Raw genomic sequence first — 15163 nt, 5'->3', positions numbered from 1 at the left:
AATAAAAAAAGCCACCCCGGTCGATAAGAGAAACTATAAGCACCCGGAACCGAATTTAAGCACTCGAAAGGTGCTAAGATTGGCTTCTGCATTACTGAAATAGCTAGGCAGACGATTTCCATCCAGAATGGTTGGTCGCTCCTAGCTATTTTTTATATATTAAGGATGCCACTGATATTTCTCCAAATCAATCACTCCGTTCAACCCTACCTGAACACCTTCCGCTTCTAGTGACATCCACTGCTCATTGTAGGATTCGTCTTCCTGGAGGGCAATTTGCCCCTTTGCGTTGATGACCCGGTGCCAAGGAAGGCGATGCTTCCGGCTCATAGAATGGAGGATGCGCACGACCTGCCTTGCAGCCCGGGGACTTCCGGCGAGCCCGGCGATCTGGCCATACGTCATGACCTTTCCTTCAGGTATATTTCGAATGATTTCAACCACAGCTTCTGTAAAAGGTGTCATAATTGGTATCCTCTCTAATCAACGTATGTCCATTATATAATACTTGATAACAGAAAAAGGGGAATATTTGAAGTGGTATACGTTATGATTAGCACTTATGGAAAAAATTTTTGCCCAATTTTGCAGCAAAAATAATAATTTTCGGCGTTTTAAATATTTTTTTCTCTCGACAAATTTCTCAGGAAATAATGTTGCTGTGACCATATTTCCACGAGAAACCCAGTCAGAACGGGCGTTTTACCGATTGTCGAATAAAGCAAAATTGTCCTATTTTCAAAATAACCTCGGAATTGACTTGTCCCGAATGTGGATTTTGTGCATAAACCCGTATCCAAGCTAATAAAATGGTTACAAACCTTTACAAAGAGAGTGTTTGAGGTGAAGATTCGTTTGAAGTTAGCGGGCATTCAGTCGGGGACATGATTATTCATTGTATGATCAGAAAGTATATTACTTTCTGTCGCATAGTGTTAATGGTGTCAGGCACCAATAACACTATGTGGATGCAGTATTCGTCGAAGTGATAAGCGGGTCTCATTTCACACTACTCACATCCATATTAGGGAGGGCGAGAGTGTGCACGATTACATCAAAGAGAGAACTATCAAGATTGGAAAGTATATCGTGGAGACGAGGAAAACGGTTCGCGTGATAGCGAAGGAGTTTGGCGTATCCAAAAGTACGGTCCATAAGGATTTGACAGAGAGGCTTCCTGAAATTAATCCAGAGCTGGCAAACGAGGTAAAGGAAATTCTAGATTATCATAAATCGATCCGTCACCTCAGGGGTGGAGAGGCGACAAAAATGAAATATCAAAAAGAAGAAAAGGAGGGTGAGGCTGTTAAATAAGCAGCCTTTTCTTCTTCAAATGGCCATTTAAAGTTAAAACGGCAGAACTTGAACATAATGTCATAGTAAAATAAGCTGCATTTTTCCTGGTCTTTTTTAAACAGAAAAACAATGCAGCTAAACATACATTTTCCAGAGCACTTTTCGAATAGAAAGCCTATCCACCGAAAAAAGGATTTCCAGCTTTTTTTTAAAAGCGAGAAGCAAACTAATCTCTTGGAATCCCTCAATTCCGACACATTTCCACAAAAGTCTTCATATTTTTATAAAATCGTTATGGAAATTATGATGAATATGATACAATATACAATTAGGAAAAGTATGTGGATTTTGGTTCCAAGGGAGGAAAGAGAAGAGAATGTTTGCAAGGGATATTGGAATTGATTTAGGAACGGCTAACGTACTGATTCACGTAAAAGGCCGTGGAATTGTGTTGAATGAACCTTCCGTTGTGGCAATAGACAAAAATACGAATCGTGTTCTAGCTGTAGGTGAGGAAGCACGCCGCATGGTCGGACGTACACCAGGGAACATCGTCGCAATCCGCCCGTTGAAAGATGGCGTGATCGCAGACTTTGATGTAACAGAAGCAATGTTAAAGCATTTTATTAATAAGTTAAACGTTAAGGGCTTTTTATCAAAACCGCGTATCTTGATCTGCTGTCCAACGAACATCACGAGCGTTGAGCAAAAGGCAATCAAGGAAGCTGCTGAAAAGAGCGGCGGCAAAAAGATTTATCTAGAAGAGGAGCCTAAAGTGGCGGCAATTGGCGCCGGTATGGACATCTTCCAGCCAAGCGGTAACATGGTAGTGGACATCGGGGGAGGAACGACAGATGTTGCAGTGCTTTCAATGGGCGATATCGTAACTTCTTCCTCTTTCAAAATGGCCGGCGACAAGTTCGACATGGAGATCCTCAGCTACATCAAGCGCGAGTACAAGCTGTTGATCGGTGAACGCACGGCTGAAAATATTAAAATCAACATCGGTACGGTATTCCCAGGGTCTCGTTCAGAGGAAATGGAGATCCGCGGCCGTGATATGGTTAGCGGTCTTCCGCGTACAATTACCGTTCAATCTGAGGAAATCGAGGGTGCTTTGCGCGAATCGGTTGCCGTAATCGTTCAAGCTGCAAAAAGTGTTCTTGAGCGTACTCCTCCAGAGCTTTCTGCCGACATCATCGACCGCGGTGTGATTTTAACTGGCGGCGGAGCATTGCTGCACGGCATCGACATGCTGCTTGCCGACGAGCTTAAGGTACCTGTATTGGTTGCGGAAAACCCAATGGATTGCGTGGCGATCGGTACTGGCATCATGCTTGATAACATCGACAGAATTCCAAATCGTAAGTTAGGGTAATTTTTTTAAAAAATCATTCTGATTCTTAAGGCGAATTTTTGAAAAAGGAACTTGAATCCTAAGACTTAGCTAATTTTGGAAAAGGGTTTAAGGGAATTTTTTGAATAAGACCTAAGAGGGATTATGTTGACTCCGTCGGGTAAATGGGATTTGACTTTCTTCTTGAGTCGCTGTTGTATGACATCTTAAACACAAAAAGTCTAATGAAACAGGCTGGACAAGCCTCGGTCATTGGGCTTTTTTATTTTTATCCAAATGAAAATATATGGAAAAAACTTGACCCATTTGCCAAATTTTGAGCTTTTTTTGCAGGAGTTGACTTTTTTCTGAAAAAATTAATGTGTATTTATGAATAATTTTTTATAATAGAGATATTGAACTATATTAAAAGCAATTTTTATATAATAAATCGGTTATAATATGTATTAACTCATGGTATGAACGGAATTCGGTTAAAGGGGAATTAATGAATGTCTGTAAATAATCTGAACCAGCAACAAGCAAGAACGAGAGAAGAATATAAAAAGGCTAAGCACGATACGGAGAAAAAGAGTAAGGACGCAAAGAAACCGGTTAAAGAGGATACGGTAGATGCCGAAGGAGGCAAAAACAAGCGGATACGGATTCGCTTGATTCCAATTTGGCTTCGTCTACTTATTCTGGTTGTCTTAATCTTTGTCAGCCTCGTGGCGGGTACAGCTGTAGGGTACGGAATGCTTGGCGACGGGAAAGTAGCAGATGTTTTTAAATCGTCAACCTGGACACATATTCGGGATTTAGTCGAGAAGAAATAATCGGGAAGGGTATGTTTGCCCTTCCCTTTTGTGTACCATTAATAGTAGAATAGAAAATAAATATCTGTTACTAGTAGGAGGTACTAAACCAATGCTTGATATCAATCAAATTAAAGAAATTATTCCCCATCGCTATCCATTTCTGTTGGTAGACCGCATTTTGGAAGTGGAAGAAGGAAAAAGAGCCGTTGGCATTAAAAATGTTTCCGCTAACGAGGAATTTTTCAATGGGCATTTTCCAGATTATCCTGTGATGCCTGGTGTTTTAATCGTAGAGGCACTTGCTCAGGTCGGGGCTGTCGCTGTTTTGAAAAAAGAAGAAAACCGCGGCCGCTTAGCATTTTTTGCAGGAATCGACAATTGCCGTTTTAAAAAGCAGGTGAAGCCTGGCGATCAGCTTCGCCTTGAGGTAGAAATGGTAAGGCTCCGGGGTCCAATTGGGAAAGGAAAAGCCGTTGCGACTGTTGATGGCGAGGTAGCCTGCGAAGCAGAAATTACCTTTGCATTAGGGGAAAAAAAGGAATAATGGGATTTGGATGAAAACGACTGAGAGCTATCTCGGTCGTTTTTTTGTGTGTGGGAGGAAGCGGTGAGCAAGTAATGCTGGTCGTTAAAAAGGGGTAGTTTCATCGCCTTAATCTGTTTGTTATGAATGGTTGGAAAATTTTTCTTGTAAATATTTTTTAAACAGTGGGGATGCTAAAAAAAGACCAATTGGAAAGGTCAATCAATGGGTGAAAGGGGCTTTTCGCTTGAAGAAAAAGTTATTTTTGTTATTCGCGGGTTCAGTCCTATCTTCGGTGTTACTGGTTGGTTGTAACACCAATAATGATCAAAATCCGCCGCCGCCAACAAATAATAATGTCAACAGACCGGCAGATAATGATTTAAATGATAACATGGATCGTAACAATAATTTGAGAGACAACAACCTGAACAACAACCTGAATAACAACCGCAACTATCCAGAATCAGAGGACAAAAACACGGATACGGACAAAGACCCTGCGAAGGACAACAATACCCCACAGGAAGAGATCATCGAGGATGACATCGACCGCAAGGACAGAGACAATAAAGACGAATAACCAAAAAGGGCAGGCGCAAGCCTGTCCCTTTTCAAAGTTTCTAGAATACATATTTGGTGCCAAACACCTTTCTAACATAAAGACCATGCCAATTCATTAAATGGTGCCTGACACCCTTTCTAATATAATGACGGTGCCAATTGCTTAAATGGTGGTGCCTGACATGTTAAAAAACACCGCTGGTTGAAAAAAGGACTACTGCAATGACAATAAGGAATATAAATAAAAGATAAAGTAAAATTGACACGATGGTAATAATCCAGCCAAGAACCTTGTGGCCGGTTTGAATCAAGTAAATCCCTAACGCAATTGGGCCAAAGATTAATCCTAAAATAGCCCAAAGCCAGCGGCTTTTATTATGCTTAGGTGCGTCTAAAAACAAATAAATAACAATGATAATATTGACTATAAGTCCTATTAACCCTTTCATCCTACTTCCCCCTTAAAACAATATTCGACTAACATTACTAGTATCGCTAGGAATTGTCAAAAAATCAACAGAAAATGTAAAAATACCCTCTATTTTGTAAAAATAAAAACCAGCCCTTGGGCTGGTTTAGGTTAATCGAAAATGAAGATTACGGCACAATATCTGGACCTTGCCAAGGCGTTCGCTGTTCCTAGTCCGGCCCTTCTCCATCCCCGCAAAGTATTTTTTCGAAAGCACGAATGCTCGTGGAAAAAAATTACGGATTTTTTACTTTAATCTTCGGCTTGCTTTTCATTTTCTCCTTGAATTCCTTGAGAAGTTCTTCTCCTTCAAGCCCTTTTTGCATCAGGCTGTCGAGTAAGAGCTCGGAATAATCACTTTTATTACGGCGCAAATGGCCTTCAAACAAGACGTTAATATATTTTTCAAATTTAAGCAGCGAGCAAATCTTCGTTTGAAAAAAGGCAGGGGCGTTCTCCTTCTTCGTTATAACCGCTTCGACAATAATATCGCGGTTTTGCTCGGAAATTTTTTTAAAATAATCATAGAGGGACAGGTCAGTATAAGCCTCAAGGAGCCAGGTGGATTGATCGTCTTCCTTATTCAAAATCAGGCCATCCACTAATGGGACTTCCACTGAAGAGTCATCTTCCACCACATCCAATGAGTATAACTTAAATGTTTTCATGGTTACCTCCTGTTTACTTTTTTAAATTATAACATACGACGGACAGAAGCAAATGTCGAAAAATATTTGTCGAAATATAGATAAACAGCTTTTGGAAAAAAAAGCAACTGTTTATTGACACGAACCCCCAGGGAAGATCGGCTTTATTGACAAAAACCCCCCTGAAAAACGCTTTATCGCTATTTTACAGTAGTTGTTCTTTGGGGCTATGATAAAACCATCACATAAAAAGGAGTTGAAAAAGATGATCAATCAGGTAACGCTTGTGGGTCGGTTGACTCGGGATCCGGAATTAAAAAAGACAATAGAAGGGACGGCGGTGGCACACATAACGTTGGCGGTGAATCGTCACTTTCGTAACCATAATGGTGAAATTGAGGCCGATTTCGTGCTTTGTACACTTTGGCGAAAGGCTGCGGAAAATACGTGCCAGTACTGTCGAAAAGGTTCGGTTATTGGGATTACCGGCAGACTGCAAACCCGCCATTACGAGAGCAAAGAGGGTAAAAGGGTGTACGTTACAGAGGTGGTCGCTGAATCGGTTCGCTTCCTAGGTGCCAAGCCGCACGATGTTTTGCCTGAGCAAAAGAAGGAGGAAATGCCAATTGGAAATTAATGATGACGCTGCCAGCAACCTAGAGCAACTGCTGGAAAGCTTAATAAAAATGGTCGGGAACGCAAACAAAAATGTCGACAATCTGCAAAAACGTGTCAGCCAGTTGGAATGGCTCATAAGAGAGCAGAAGCTAGAAATCAAGGAACGAGGCCCCATTCAAATCTACTCCAGATACTTACACGAATCTGCTAACAAATTTCCAATTCACCTTTGAATAGAGTACTATTCGCCAAAATACGCCACAGATCTACTTCGCGTGTTGCTTTTTTAAATAAATTTTTCCCCGCAATGGTACCAGTTGTTAGAGAAAATCAAACATCCCTCCGTCATATCCTCCAATTTTCCGGCTAATTGCCGGCTTTTTTTTATAAAAAGAAAGGAGGGCATAGGGATCGAAATTTTGTGTCTTCATGAACATAGGAGGGACCTTCACAAATAAAAGAGCAGGAATCGCAAATATAAGGATTGGAATCGCAAATAAAAGAGTCAGATTCACAATTCAAGCGTCCTTCCCGAAATTTTTATGTATAAAAATCAGTGAGCGGGGGAAACTAGTAGAAAAACCCCCCTGTTTTTTTTTAAGAAGCCGCTGAACTCGTGTCAGCGGCTTCTTCGTTGTTACATTTTTTTCTTAATGCCTCGTATCTAACTTAATAAAGCCTACTATACCGTCCCTAAAAAACTCCTGCATCTCGATCCAATGAGATAAAGTCCAACAAGGGCCTTTTTCAATTTCAGTTCTTATTCCATTTGCTTTATACTCATTCCAATATCCGGATCTTCTGATTTTTCTTTTTTGCGCCTAACCGGGTGCCTCTCCACTAGGCAGCAGCCGTTAAAGCCCTTATACCATGTACTCCTTATTAATAGGTGAGTTATGCACAGTTACTATTGTGAAAATAACGAACACGACAAAAAATTGCACTATCAGAAATTTGCTAGCAGGAATAATAAAACTATTGTCGAATAATTACCGTCGATAATTGTAATAATTTGGAGGTATTTTATTTGAAGAATGAAAGTTCGTTAATCCTTATTGGGAAACAAATCAACGACCAAGAATTACAAATTACATGCAAACCGAGCTTTTCAGATGCAATCCAGCTTACAAATCAATCACTCACATCAACTAAGAACTCTCCTTATCATTGTATTCCTCTAGAAGATGACAAAAATATTTCCTTGAACTACGATGGTTGCAGCGTCCATGTTGACCTCAACAAACGATTAATAAGAATTAAAGAAGGCGCAAGTGAGCTAACGAATGAAGAAGCATTTGATTTGTTATCCAATTTTGTCATTAAGGAAGGGAATAGGGTTTCCTTCCTAGGATTTCCTCCCCATCGAAATACTTGTCCAAATAAGCGGCAGAAGGTGCGCATCATAGCGGAGGGGAAGGAGCTGGAGAACGAGTAACCATAAATCGAGAAAATGACTAAGAATGGCTCCGGATACAACCGGAGCCATTTCCAATTTCAACGCATCACAAAATAAACGCCTACTGTCCACCCCGGGCGGACAATGTCCACGAATGGTGCCTGACACCTATAGTGCTATTGGCACCATGGTAAAAGGTGAAACCTTAGTACTATTTAAACTATGCCAAAAGTTGAGTCTGTTATGCCACAGAATAGACACTTTCCATTTTATTATGACAAATTGTGATACACTTTTAATATTTTTGTAACATAACTGCTATATTGTTCTGGTATAAATAGATTACTAAGGAAAGGAGAAAGTGTATGCAATTGACAAGCAAGCGTATCATTCTCGTGTTACTTACAATGATGTTATGTGCATCTGGTAGTATGGTTACATATGCACAAACAAACAGTGATGCCCTACATAATGCTAAGCAGCAGCTGGAGCAAAAAAATAGAATAGTAGAGCAAAAGAAACAAGAAGAACAATCTGTTAATAAAGAAATAGAAAATATTCAACAAGAATTAGAATCAATTTACAATGAGATTACTAAGAACAAAGATGAAATGGCAAAAGCTCAAGCAAAAATCGATGAAACAAACCAACTCATTGAAAAGAAAAAGGAAGAGATTGTCGTGCTTGAGGACAAAATGCTTGGCCGCAAAGATATTATGAAAAAGCGGGCAGTAGCAATGCAGCAAAATAGTAATGTCAATATTGTTGTTAACCTATTATTTGAATCTGACAGTATCTCAGATTTTATTCAACGGGCCAGCGCCGCATCAACACTTATGGATGCGGATAAAGAAATTTTGACAGCGCAAAAGGAAGACCTTAAACAGATTGAAAAAGACAAAGAAGAGATTGACCGCCAAGAACAAATTTTAGAAGAAGGTCAAAAGGCGCTTGCTATACAGCAGGAAGAGCTTGATCAAAACATGCAAAAAAGACAACAGTCCTTAACGGTTATGCAAGATAAATATAATCAGATCGCACAGGAAGTCACACTGGCAGAACAAGATAAAGCCGGCATTGAATCCCAGATGAAAGATCTTCAAGCAAGAATCAGCACGGAGCAGGGAGCTCGGACATCCGGATCTGGATCATCCTCTTTACAGGATAATATTGGCGTTGCTATAAAAGGGAAAGAGATGTATGTCACTGCAACCGCATACACACCGTTTGATGGTGGTACTATTACGTCAGCAGGCTACGATATTGCAGCCAATCCGAATATGAAGTTAATTGCAGTTGACCCATCCGTTATCCCAATGGGAAGCAAAGTTTGGGTAGAAGGATATGGTGTCGCTGTTGCTGGTGATACAGGCGGTGCAATTAAGGGCCACAAGATTGACGTGTTAAAGCCAACAAAGGCAGACGCGTATGCCTGGGGCAGAAGAACCGTAAAAATTGTCATATTGGAATAGTAAATCGCTTTTAAATAAACTAGTTTAGAATAAGAGACCTAACACCCAAAAAGACTGTTAGGTCTCTTTTCTACTGTCGAAAAGAGAGTAAAGTACCTGACACTTATTATATCGGCTAAAAGATGGAAAGAGTTTAGTCTATTTTTGAAAGAATTTCGTTTTAATTAAATTTTTGAAAAAAGTAGGGGTTGGTACCGGTATGAATGATCATTGGAATGCCCATTTATATGACGAAAAGCACTCATTTGTTTCGCACTTTGGTGAAGATTTAGTCCGATTGTTAGCCCCTCAGAAAGGTGAAAAAATTCTTGACCTTGGTTGCGGAACAGGGGATCTTGCTGACAAGCTGAATCAATTAGGAATCAATGTTGTCGGAATTGATCAATCAGAGAACATGGTGAAGCAGGCTCAGCAAAAGTACCCAGGGATTATTTTTAAAGTAGAGGATGCAGTGAGCTTGAAGGATCAAAACGAATTCGATGCAGTATTCTCAAATGCCACCCTGCACTGGGTTAAGAGTCCAAAACAGGCGCTCCAAGGGATTTACGATGCCTTAATCAAAGGGGGAAGGTTCGTTGCAGAATTCGGCGGGAAAGGAAACGTTCAGGTCATAACAGATGAAATTCATCAACAATTAGGGGAGTTTGGGATTGAATTTAAACCAGAACAATTCCCCTGGTACTATCCTAGCATTGGTGAATATTCATCGTTAATGGAACAAGTCGGATTTAGAGTAACCTTAGCACAGCATTTTGATAGGCCAACACCATTAAACGGTGAGAATGGGTTGAGAAATTGGATAGAGATGTTCGCGGTTAGTATGTTTGAAGGCGTAACAACGGAAGTAAAAGAACTAATTATAACAAGAGTTGAAAAAAACTTAAGGGAAGTCTTATTTCATAATAGCGAATGGGTTGCAGATTATAAGCGAATTCGTGTAATGGGGATAAAAGAGTGATCACTAGGAGCCTTTAAAGGTTCCTATTTTTTGAGGGCATTTACAGTTGGACCACAGATTTTTTGAAAAAAGAGACCATCCTTCACACCAAATAAACGATTTTTACTATCTTTATGATGCTTTTTAGCCTCCCTAACTGGATATTTATGTTAAAATGATACTATAAAGTACATCGGTACCTAGGAGGTAAAAATGTTAATTGTATCGAAAAATAAGTGGATGTGGTTCGGTGTATTACTCTCCTTAGTGATTAGTTCAAATATATTGATTTATCGTTTAAAGTGGGAAGCACCACTTCCAACAGGGGTTGTCTTGGGCTCCTTATTTGACTTCTTGATTACCATTCCCTTACTCGTTTACTTTTTTATTTTAAGAAAGCGATTTTCGCTCAAATATTTGTTGCCTGTCATGATTGCGGGATATGGTGCAGCGGTATTGATTATTCCACAAGGCTATCTTTCAGGATATTCCTTTGTAAAATATATCTTATTTGCTGGCGAGGGAGCTTTTTTCCTGATGGAACTTTACGTTGTTTATAAGCTGATGGTGAAAATTCCGGCCATCATCAAAAGTTTCCGCGCGAACGTAAGCGAAGCCTCAACCTTCCAAAATCGAATGGAGCAAGCATGGGGTCAGCACATGGAATCATCCCGAATGCGAGATATCTTTTTCTCCGAAATGACGATGTATTATTACGGTTTATTTTCTTGGAGGAAAAAACCATTATCAAAGGAAAATGATGAACGGAATTACACCTATCATAAGAAAACGGGTGCCATTGCTCTATACGTGATGATGATCCACGCACTTGTACTGGAATCGATTGGGTTTCACTTTCTCCTTCATTCGTGGAATGCTACTGTGGCCATCATTGCGCTAGTCATAAACGTTTATACATTATTATTCTTTCTAGCAGAAATACAAGCGATCCGGTTATGTCCGTTTATGATTACTGATCGGCATTTGCACTTGCAGGTCGGAGTCGTGAAACAGTTGACCGTTCCGCTTGAAGAAATTAAAAGTTTTCACTATTATCAAGGCCCTGAAAAATTAACAAAAGACGAAGCAAGACACGTTTTCGATGCAACCCTTCCTGATTTTATGAAGGAAAAACCCACGTTTGAATTGGAATTCTATCATCCCGTGGAAGCTAAGTTTATGTACGGGTTTAAGAAGAAAGTGTTCAAAGCACATCTTCGCTTAGATGAACCACAACAGTTTTACAATACCCTCACGGCAAAAATAAACGAACAGTGCAAATAACTTTCGTTCGAAAAAAATGAACTCCCTCGGACCCCTTGCGCGGCCAAAATGAAAAGGGCTAGGATAAACAAAAATCCTAGCCCTTTATCAATGTGTTTTTTGGTGCTTTTTGTAATTTGGTGCCTGTCGCCGTTACCTGCACTATCACAGTGGAAACATTACGAACGGTGCCTGACACCAATAATAACTCTGCCACCTTTGCTATCATCCTAAATATACTAAGTCCTTTAGTTCGTCGGTTGATAGTTCGGTGATCCAGTTTTCGCTTGTGATGATTTGGTCATTGAGGAATTGTTTTTTCTCAAGCATGGCGTCGATTTTCTCCTCGAGCGTCCCTGTGCAAATCAGCTTGTGCACGTGCACAAACCTAGATTGCCCAATCCGATAAGCGCGGTCAGTGGCCTGATTCTCAACGGCTGGATTCCACCAGCGGTCGTAGTGGATGACGTGATTTGCCGCCGTCAAGTTCAACCCCGTTCCGCCCGCCTTCAATGACAGCAGGAACACAGGGAACTCGCCGCTCTGGAACCGCTCAATCATGCCATCACGCTGCGTCTTCGGCACACTTCCATTCAAAAACGGCACCTCTACTCCAAATTTCTTCTTCAGTGTCGCTCGAATCATTTCGCCCATCTCGATATATTGCGTGAAAATCAGACAGCTTTCGCCTTGCTCCAAAACTGCATCTACCAGCTCGACAAGCTTCTCCATTTTATTAGATCGTTCAAGAAGCTCTCGCCCTGCTGTCCGCTCTTTTAAATAAAGCGCAGGGTGGTTGCACAGCTGCTTCAAACGGCTTAACATTTGTAAAATTAACCCCTTACGCTCGAAACCCGACAATTTTTCAATCTCCGCAAACGTATCGTGAATGAGCTGCTCATACAGCGACGCTTGTTCAGCTGTAAGAGGGCAATACTCCTTTTGCTCCAGCTTATCAGGCAGGTTGAGAGCAACCTCTTCATCTTTTTTCGTCCGTCGCAGCAAAAATGGGCGAATCAACGATTGCAGCTGCTGTACTTTTTCCTTTTTCTCATCCTTTTCAATCGGAATGACAAACTTCTTCTGGAATTGTCCCATGCTGCCAAGATAACCATGATTGGTAAAATCAAAAATCGACCAGAGCTCGGATAGGCGATTTTCCATTGGTGTTCCCGTCAAGGCAATATGGTGGCGGCCACGCAGTCTGCGCACTGCCCTCGATTGCTTCGTCTGTGCGTTCTTAATGTTCTGCGCTTCATCAATTGCAATCGTACTCCAAATGAGCGATTCGAACTCCTCGGAATCTAGGTGGCTCAATCCGTACGAAGTCAACACTACATCTGAGGCTTGAACCTTCTCAGAAAAAGCCTCCTCCTTCAGGCGGTTTGAACCGTAATGTAAATACACCTTCAACTCTGGAGCAAAGCGCTCTAGCTCCTTCTGCCAGTTCCCAAGCACAGATGTCGGACAGATAATCAGCGCCGCCTTTGTCGGAACCTTCACCTTAACGGGACCTGCCGCCACATCCCCATCAGTTTTTTTACGCGGGATAGTGTTAATGGTGTCAGGCACCTTTTCTTTGCTCTGAAGTGTGTTAATAGTATTAACGGTGTCAGGCACCACTTCATCCTTTACCTTTAGCAGATAAGAAATAAGCTGGACGGTTTTGCCGAGACCCATGTCGTCGGCGAGACAGGCACCAAAGCCGTGCTGACGCAAAAACCAGAGCCAACTCATGCCGAGCTGCTGGTAGGGGCGGAGCTCTCCGTTCAGACCGTCTGGGACAGGCTCCATCGGTATTTCGTGCACCTCCGACAGCTGCTTGACCATCTGCTTCCATTGGCGGTTCAATTCGATTTGAATTTTCGCAAACGCCTTCGGATTTTCGAGCTCATCCTCAGTCGCTGTAGACTCCACCAGCTCCTGCTCAAGCAAATCGCGGACATGTAAGCCCTCTTTTTCGGCACGTTTCATCAAATCCTGAATTTGGCGAATAAACTGCGGATCGAGCTTCACCCAGCGGCCGCGAATAAAAACAAGCCGTCGCTTTTCCTCGACAAGCTTGCCAAACTCCTCTTCGGACAAGTCGACACCGTTCATCGAAAAACGCCAGTTGAAATCAAGCATCGCTTGCAGCCCGACGAACGACGGACGGTGGCTCGACGTCCCCTTCAGCGACGCCTTCACCTTCAAGTTAGCATTTTTCATCGCCTGCCACCAAGAAGGGAGGAGGATTTCTACATCCAAGGCCAACAAAGTCTCACTGGCCTCGGTTAAAAACATCCACGCTTCTTCCTCAGTAAGATGGGTTTTGAGGCGGCTCTCCAAGGCCAAATTCACTGTATCATCAAGGTCCTCGCCCAGCCATGGAATCAACCGCACCCAGCGGCTAAGCTCACGATCCACTTTTTCTAAAAATGGCCGCCACTTCGCAGGAATCTTCGTGGCATCTTTGAGATCAACAATCTCATCGACATTTTTCTTCCCTCGTAAAAATACATCCAGGATCCACGCACCCTCGCCATCGACAGGTTCATCCAGCCGCAGTCCAATCGTAAAGGGTGTATCACTTTCCTTAATTCCTACCCACTCGAGCCAGCTTTCTTCATCAAAATAACGGGCCAGCTCGTTGCCGGAGATATTTTGCTTTTTCAACAAATCAAGCTTCGGTCCGAACAGCTCTTTCATCGCTGAATTCCTCGTTAAGTAGGCATCCAGGGCACTGTTAAATAAATCGGAAATGTAGCTTTTAGTCGTGCCAAGATTATCATTTGGGAACTCACCGGTCTCGTCATTTACCACTTCGAGACCTTCAGATCGGGATCGATTTACTCCTCCGGCAAGGCCATCGACGGGTTCAGAGTCCACAGATCGAGACTCATCCGTAACCTTTTGTTCCCAAAAAGACGGATCAAATTCATCCTTCACTCGTTCAGGAAGCTTCCAGCAGAACTCGCTGTTCTCCCACACCGAAAAGTCCGGCAGCCAGTCTTTTTCTAAAATCCCTTCATAAAGTGAATGAGCGGCCGCAAGACAAATTTCGGATTGATCATTCCAGTCCCATTCAATAAAGCGGTTGAACGACTCTTTGGCAAAAAGGGAAACCAGCTGCCACCCGCTCATAACAATGCCCTCGATCCCGTTCAACGTTTCCGTCTCAAGAAGCGTTCCGAAGAAGCTTTCCTCATGGCTGCTAAAAACGAGGTTCTTCCACATGGAAGGCTGCATCTCGTAACCATGTTCCTCCTGGGCCGTCAGTAGATAACGGCCATCCTCTAATTTAGTTGTCAGCAATTTCATAAACCTAGTTTTCAGCATAATCGAACGTGCTCCTTCAACTGGAGCTGCAGCCTAAACAAAGCCGCAACCCGGGTTACATAAATTATCTAAAAACTGTCCGCCCAACGTGGACTGGTGTCCACGAATGGTGCCTGACACCATTTAAAAAAGTTCATATTCATTTATTATACCCAAAAATTTGTGATTAGAGGAGAAGGGATGAGGTTTGAGTATGTGTCTCATTAGGGGGAATATAAAAAACGGTAACTTTCAATCGACATTTGTGACAAACAATAGCCTTTCTTGAGGAAAAAATATACAAAAGTCTTTCATTGCGGCCACAAAGGACAAAACTAATTGAAAAATCGAGCAAAGTTTCTTTCATGGCTTTGATGAAGGACAAAACTCACTAGTAACCAATTAAACCGGTCTTTAAAAGCCGGTCTTAAAGACAAAACTCACTGGTAAACAATTAAAATTGTCTCCAAAAGCCGGTCTTAAAGACAAAACTCACTGGTAACCAATAAAAATTGTCTTTAATAACC

At 41.8% G+C, this 15163-nt stretch carries 15 protein-coding genes; 11 read left to right on the top strand and 4 right to left on the bottom strand.

Going from position 1 to position 15163, the window contains the following annotated elements:
* Window positions 1–159: 159 nt before the first annotated feature.
* Entirely contained in the window at window positions 160–465 is a 306-nt protein-coding gene (locus V7150_RS01030; protein WP_335512750.1) for an MGMT family protein, read from the bottom strand.
* Window positions 466–1041: 576 nt separating this feature from the next.
* Here V7150_RS01030 and spoIIID point away from each other — a divergent pair.
* The 5 genes from spoIIID to V7150_RS01005 all read left to right on the top strand — a co-directional run bounded on the left by spoIIID (window position 1042) and on the right by V7150_RS01005 (window position 4556).
* Window positions 1042–1314, top strand: coding sequence for a sporulation transcriptional regulator SpoIIID (spoIIID, locus tag V7150_RS01025; RefSeq protein WP_007086083.1), 273 nt, complete (start codon window positions 1042–1044; stop codon window positions 1312–1314).
* A gap of 358 nt (window positions 1315–1672) precedes the next feature.
* The gene (locus tag V7150_RS01020) at window positions 1673–2674 is read left to right on the top strand and encodes a rod shape-determining protein (RefSeq protein WP_335512748.1); all 1002 of its coding nucleotides are present in this window, start codon (window positions 1673–1675) and stop codon (window positions 2672–2674) included.
* A 470-nt stretch (window positions 2675–3144) separates the two neighbouring features.
* Window positions 3145–3468 (top strand): DNA-directed RNA polymerase subunit beta, encoded by a 324-nt coding sequence (locus tag V7150_RS01015; RefSeq protein WP_335512746.1) that lies wholly within the window; start codon window positions 3145–3147, stop codon window positions 3466–3468.
* Window positions 3469–3559: 91 nt separating this feature from the next.
* Window positions 3560–3994, top strand: a complete 435-nt coding sequence (gene fabZ, locus V7150_RS01010; protein WP_283920748.1) for a 3-hydroxyacyl-ACP dehydratase FabZ — start codon at window positions 3560–3562, stop codon at window positions 3992–3994.
* A gap of 226 nt (window positions 3995–4220) precedes the next feature.
* Window positions 4221–4556, top strand: a complete 336-nt coding sequence (locus V7150_RS01005) for a hypothetical protein (RefSeq protein WP_335512742.1) — start codon at window positions 4221–4223, stop codon at window positions 4554–4556.
* Between the two features lie 166 nt (window positions 4557–4722).
* On the opposite strand, the gene V7150_RS01000 is transcribed toward V7150_RS01005, so the two are convergent.
* Both V7150_RS01000 and V7150_RS00995 read right to left on the bottom strand, forming a co-directional pair.
* Entirely contained in the window at window positions 4723–4986 is a 264-nt protein-coding gene (locus V7150_RS01000) for a hypothetical protein (protein ID WP_335512739.1), read from the bottom strand.
* Between the two features lie 256 nt (window positions 4987–5242).
* A complete protein-coding gene (locus V7150_RS00995; RefSeq protein ID WP_335512737.1) occupies window positions 5243–5674 on the bottom strand; it encodes a YwpF-like family protein in 432 nt (143 codons plus the stop codon).
* 244 nt (window positions 5675–5918) lie between these two features.
* On the opposite strand from V7150_RS00995, the gene ssb reads away from it, so the two are divergent.
* The 6 genes from ssb to V7150_RS00965 all read left to right on the top strand — a co-directional run bounded on the left by ssb (window position 5919) and on the right by V7150_RS00965 (window position 11360).
* Window positions 5919–6290, top strand: coding sequence for a single-stranded DNA-binding protein (gene ssb / locus V7150_RS00990; protein ID WP_335512913.1), 372 nt, complete (start codon window positions 5919–5921; stop codon window positions 6288–6290).
* Complete coding sequence (locus V7150_RS00985; RefSeq protein WP_335512735.1) at window positions 6280–6504, top strand: hypothetical protein; 225 nt, start codon at window positions 6280–6282, stop codon at window positions 6502–6504. Before ssb ends, V7150_RS00985 begins: the two co-directional genes overlap by 11 nt.
* Before the next feature lie 794 nt (window positions 6505–7298).
* A complete protein-coding gene (locus tag V7150_RS00980; protein ID WP_335512733.1) occupies window positions 7299–7706 on the top strand; it encodes a hypothetical protein in 408 nt (135 codons plus the stop codon).
* 326 nt (window positions 7707–8032) lie between these two features.
* Window positions 8033–9139 (top strand): 3D domain-containing protein, encoded by a 1107-nt coding sequence (locus V7150_RS00975; RefSeq protein ID WP_335512731.1) that lies wholly within the window; start codon window positions 8033–8035, stop codon window positions 9137–9139.
* A gap of 199 nt (window positions 9140–9338) precedes the next feature.
* On the top strand, window positions 9339–10097 hold the full coding sequence (locus tag V7150_RS00970) for a methyltransferase domain-containing protein (RefSeq protein ID WP_335512911.1): 759 nt from the start codon (window positions 9339–9341) through the stop codon (window positions 10095–10097).
* Window positions 10098–10289: 192 nt separating this feature from the next.
* Complete coding sequence (locus V7150_RS00965) at window positions 10290–11360, top strand: hypothetical protein (protein ID WP_335512729.1); 1071 nt, start codon at window positions 10290–10292, stop codon at window positions 11358–11360.
* Between the two features lie 204 nt (window positions 11361–11564).
* Here V7150_RS00965 and V7150_RS00960 read toward each other — a convergent pair whose 3' ends face one another.
* Window positions 11565–14657 carry a DEAD/DEAH box helicase gene (locus tag V7150_RS00960; RefSeq protein ID WP_335512727.1) on the bottom strand — a complete coding sequence of 1031 codons (3093 nt, stop codon included), beginning with the start codon at window positions 14655–14657 and terminating at the stop codon, window positions 11565–11567.
* Window positions 14658–15163: the final 506 nt, after the last annotated feature.

Source organism: Neobacillus drentensis (genome assembly GCF_036965245.1).
GTDB lineage: Bacteria > Bacillota > Bacilli > Bacillales > Cytobacillaceae > Neobacillus > Neobacillus drentensis_G.
The sequence above is the reverse complement of the archived record's forward strand: the minus strand, read 5'-3'. Positions and strand labels throughout refer to the sequence as shown.

What these genes read in the sequence shown, in the direction of transcription:
- V7150_RS01030 (WP_335512750.1), bottom strand. Translation starts at nt 465, where the DNA reads ATGACACCTTTTACAGAAGCTGTGGTTGAAATCATTCGAAATATACCT.
- V7150_RS01020 (WP_335512748.1), top strand. Translation starts at nt 1,673, where the DNA reads ATGTTTGCAAGGGATATTGGAATTGATTTAGGAACGGCTAACGTACTG.
- V7150_RS01015 (WP_335512746.1), top strand. Translation starts at nt 3,145, where the DNA reads ATGTCTGTAAATAATCTGAACCAGCAACAAGCAAGAACGAGAGAAGAA.
- fabZ (WP_283920748.1), top strand. Translation starts at nt 3,560, where the DNA reads ATGCTTGATATCAATCAAATTAAAGAAATTATTCCCCATCGCTATCCA.
- V7150_RS01000 (WP_335512739.1), bottom strand. Translation starts at nt 4,986, where the DNA reads ATGAAAGGGTTAATAGGACTTATAGTCAATATTATCATTGTTATTTAT.
- V7150_RS00995 (WP_335512737.1), bottom strand. Translation starts at nt 5,674, where the DNA reads ATGAAAACATTTAAGTTATACTCATTGGATGTGGTGGAAGATGACTCT.
- ssb (WP_335512913.1), top strand. Translation starts at nt 5,919, where the DNA reads ATGATCAATCAGGTAACGCTTGTGGGTCGGTTGACTCGGGATCCGGAA.
- V7150_RS00975 (WP_335512731.1), top strand. Translation starts at nt 8,033, where the DNA reads ATGCAATTGACAAGCAAGCGTATCATTCTCGTGTTACTTACAATGATG.
- V7150_RS00970 (WP_335512911.1), top strand. Translation starts at nt 9,339, where the DNA reads ATGAATGATCATTGGAATGCCCATTTATATGACGAAAAGCACTCATTT.
- V7150_RS00965 (WP_335512729.1), top strand. Translation starts at nt 10,290, where the DNA reads ATGTTAATTGTATCGAAAAATAAGTGGATGTGGTTCGGTGTATTACTC.
- V7150_RS00960 (WP_335512727.1), bottom strand. Translation starts at nt 14,657, where the DNA reads ATGCTGAAAACTAGGTTTATGAAATTGCTGACAACTAAATTAGAGGAT.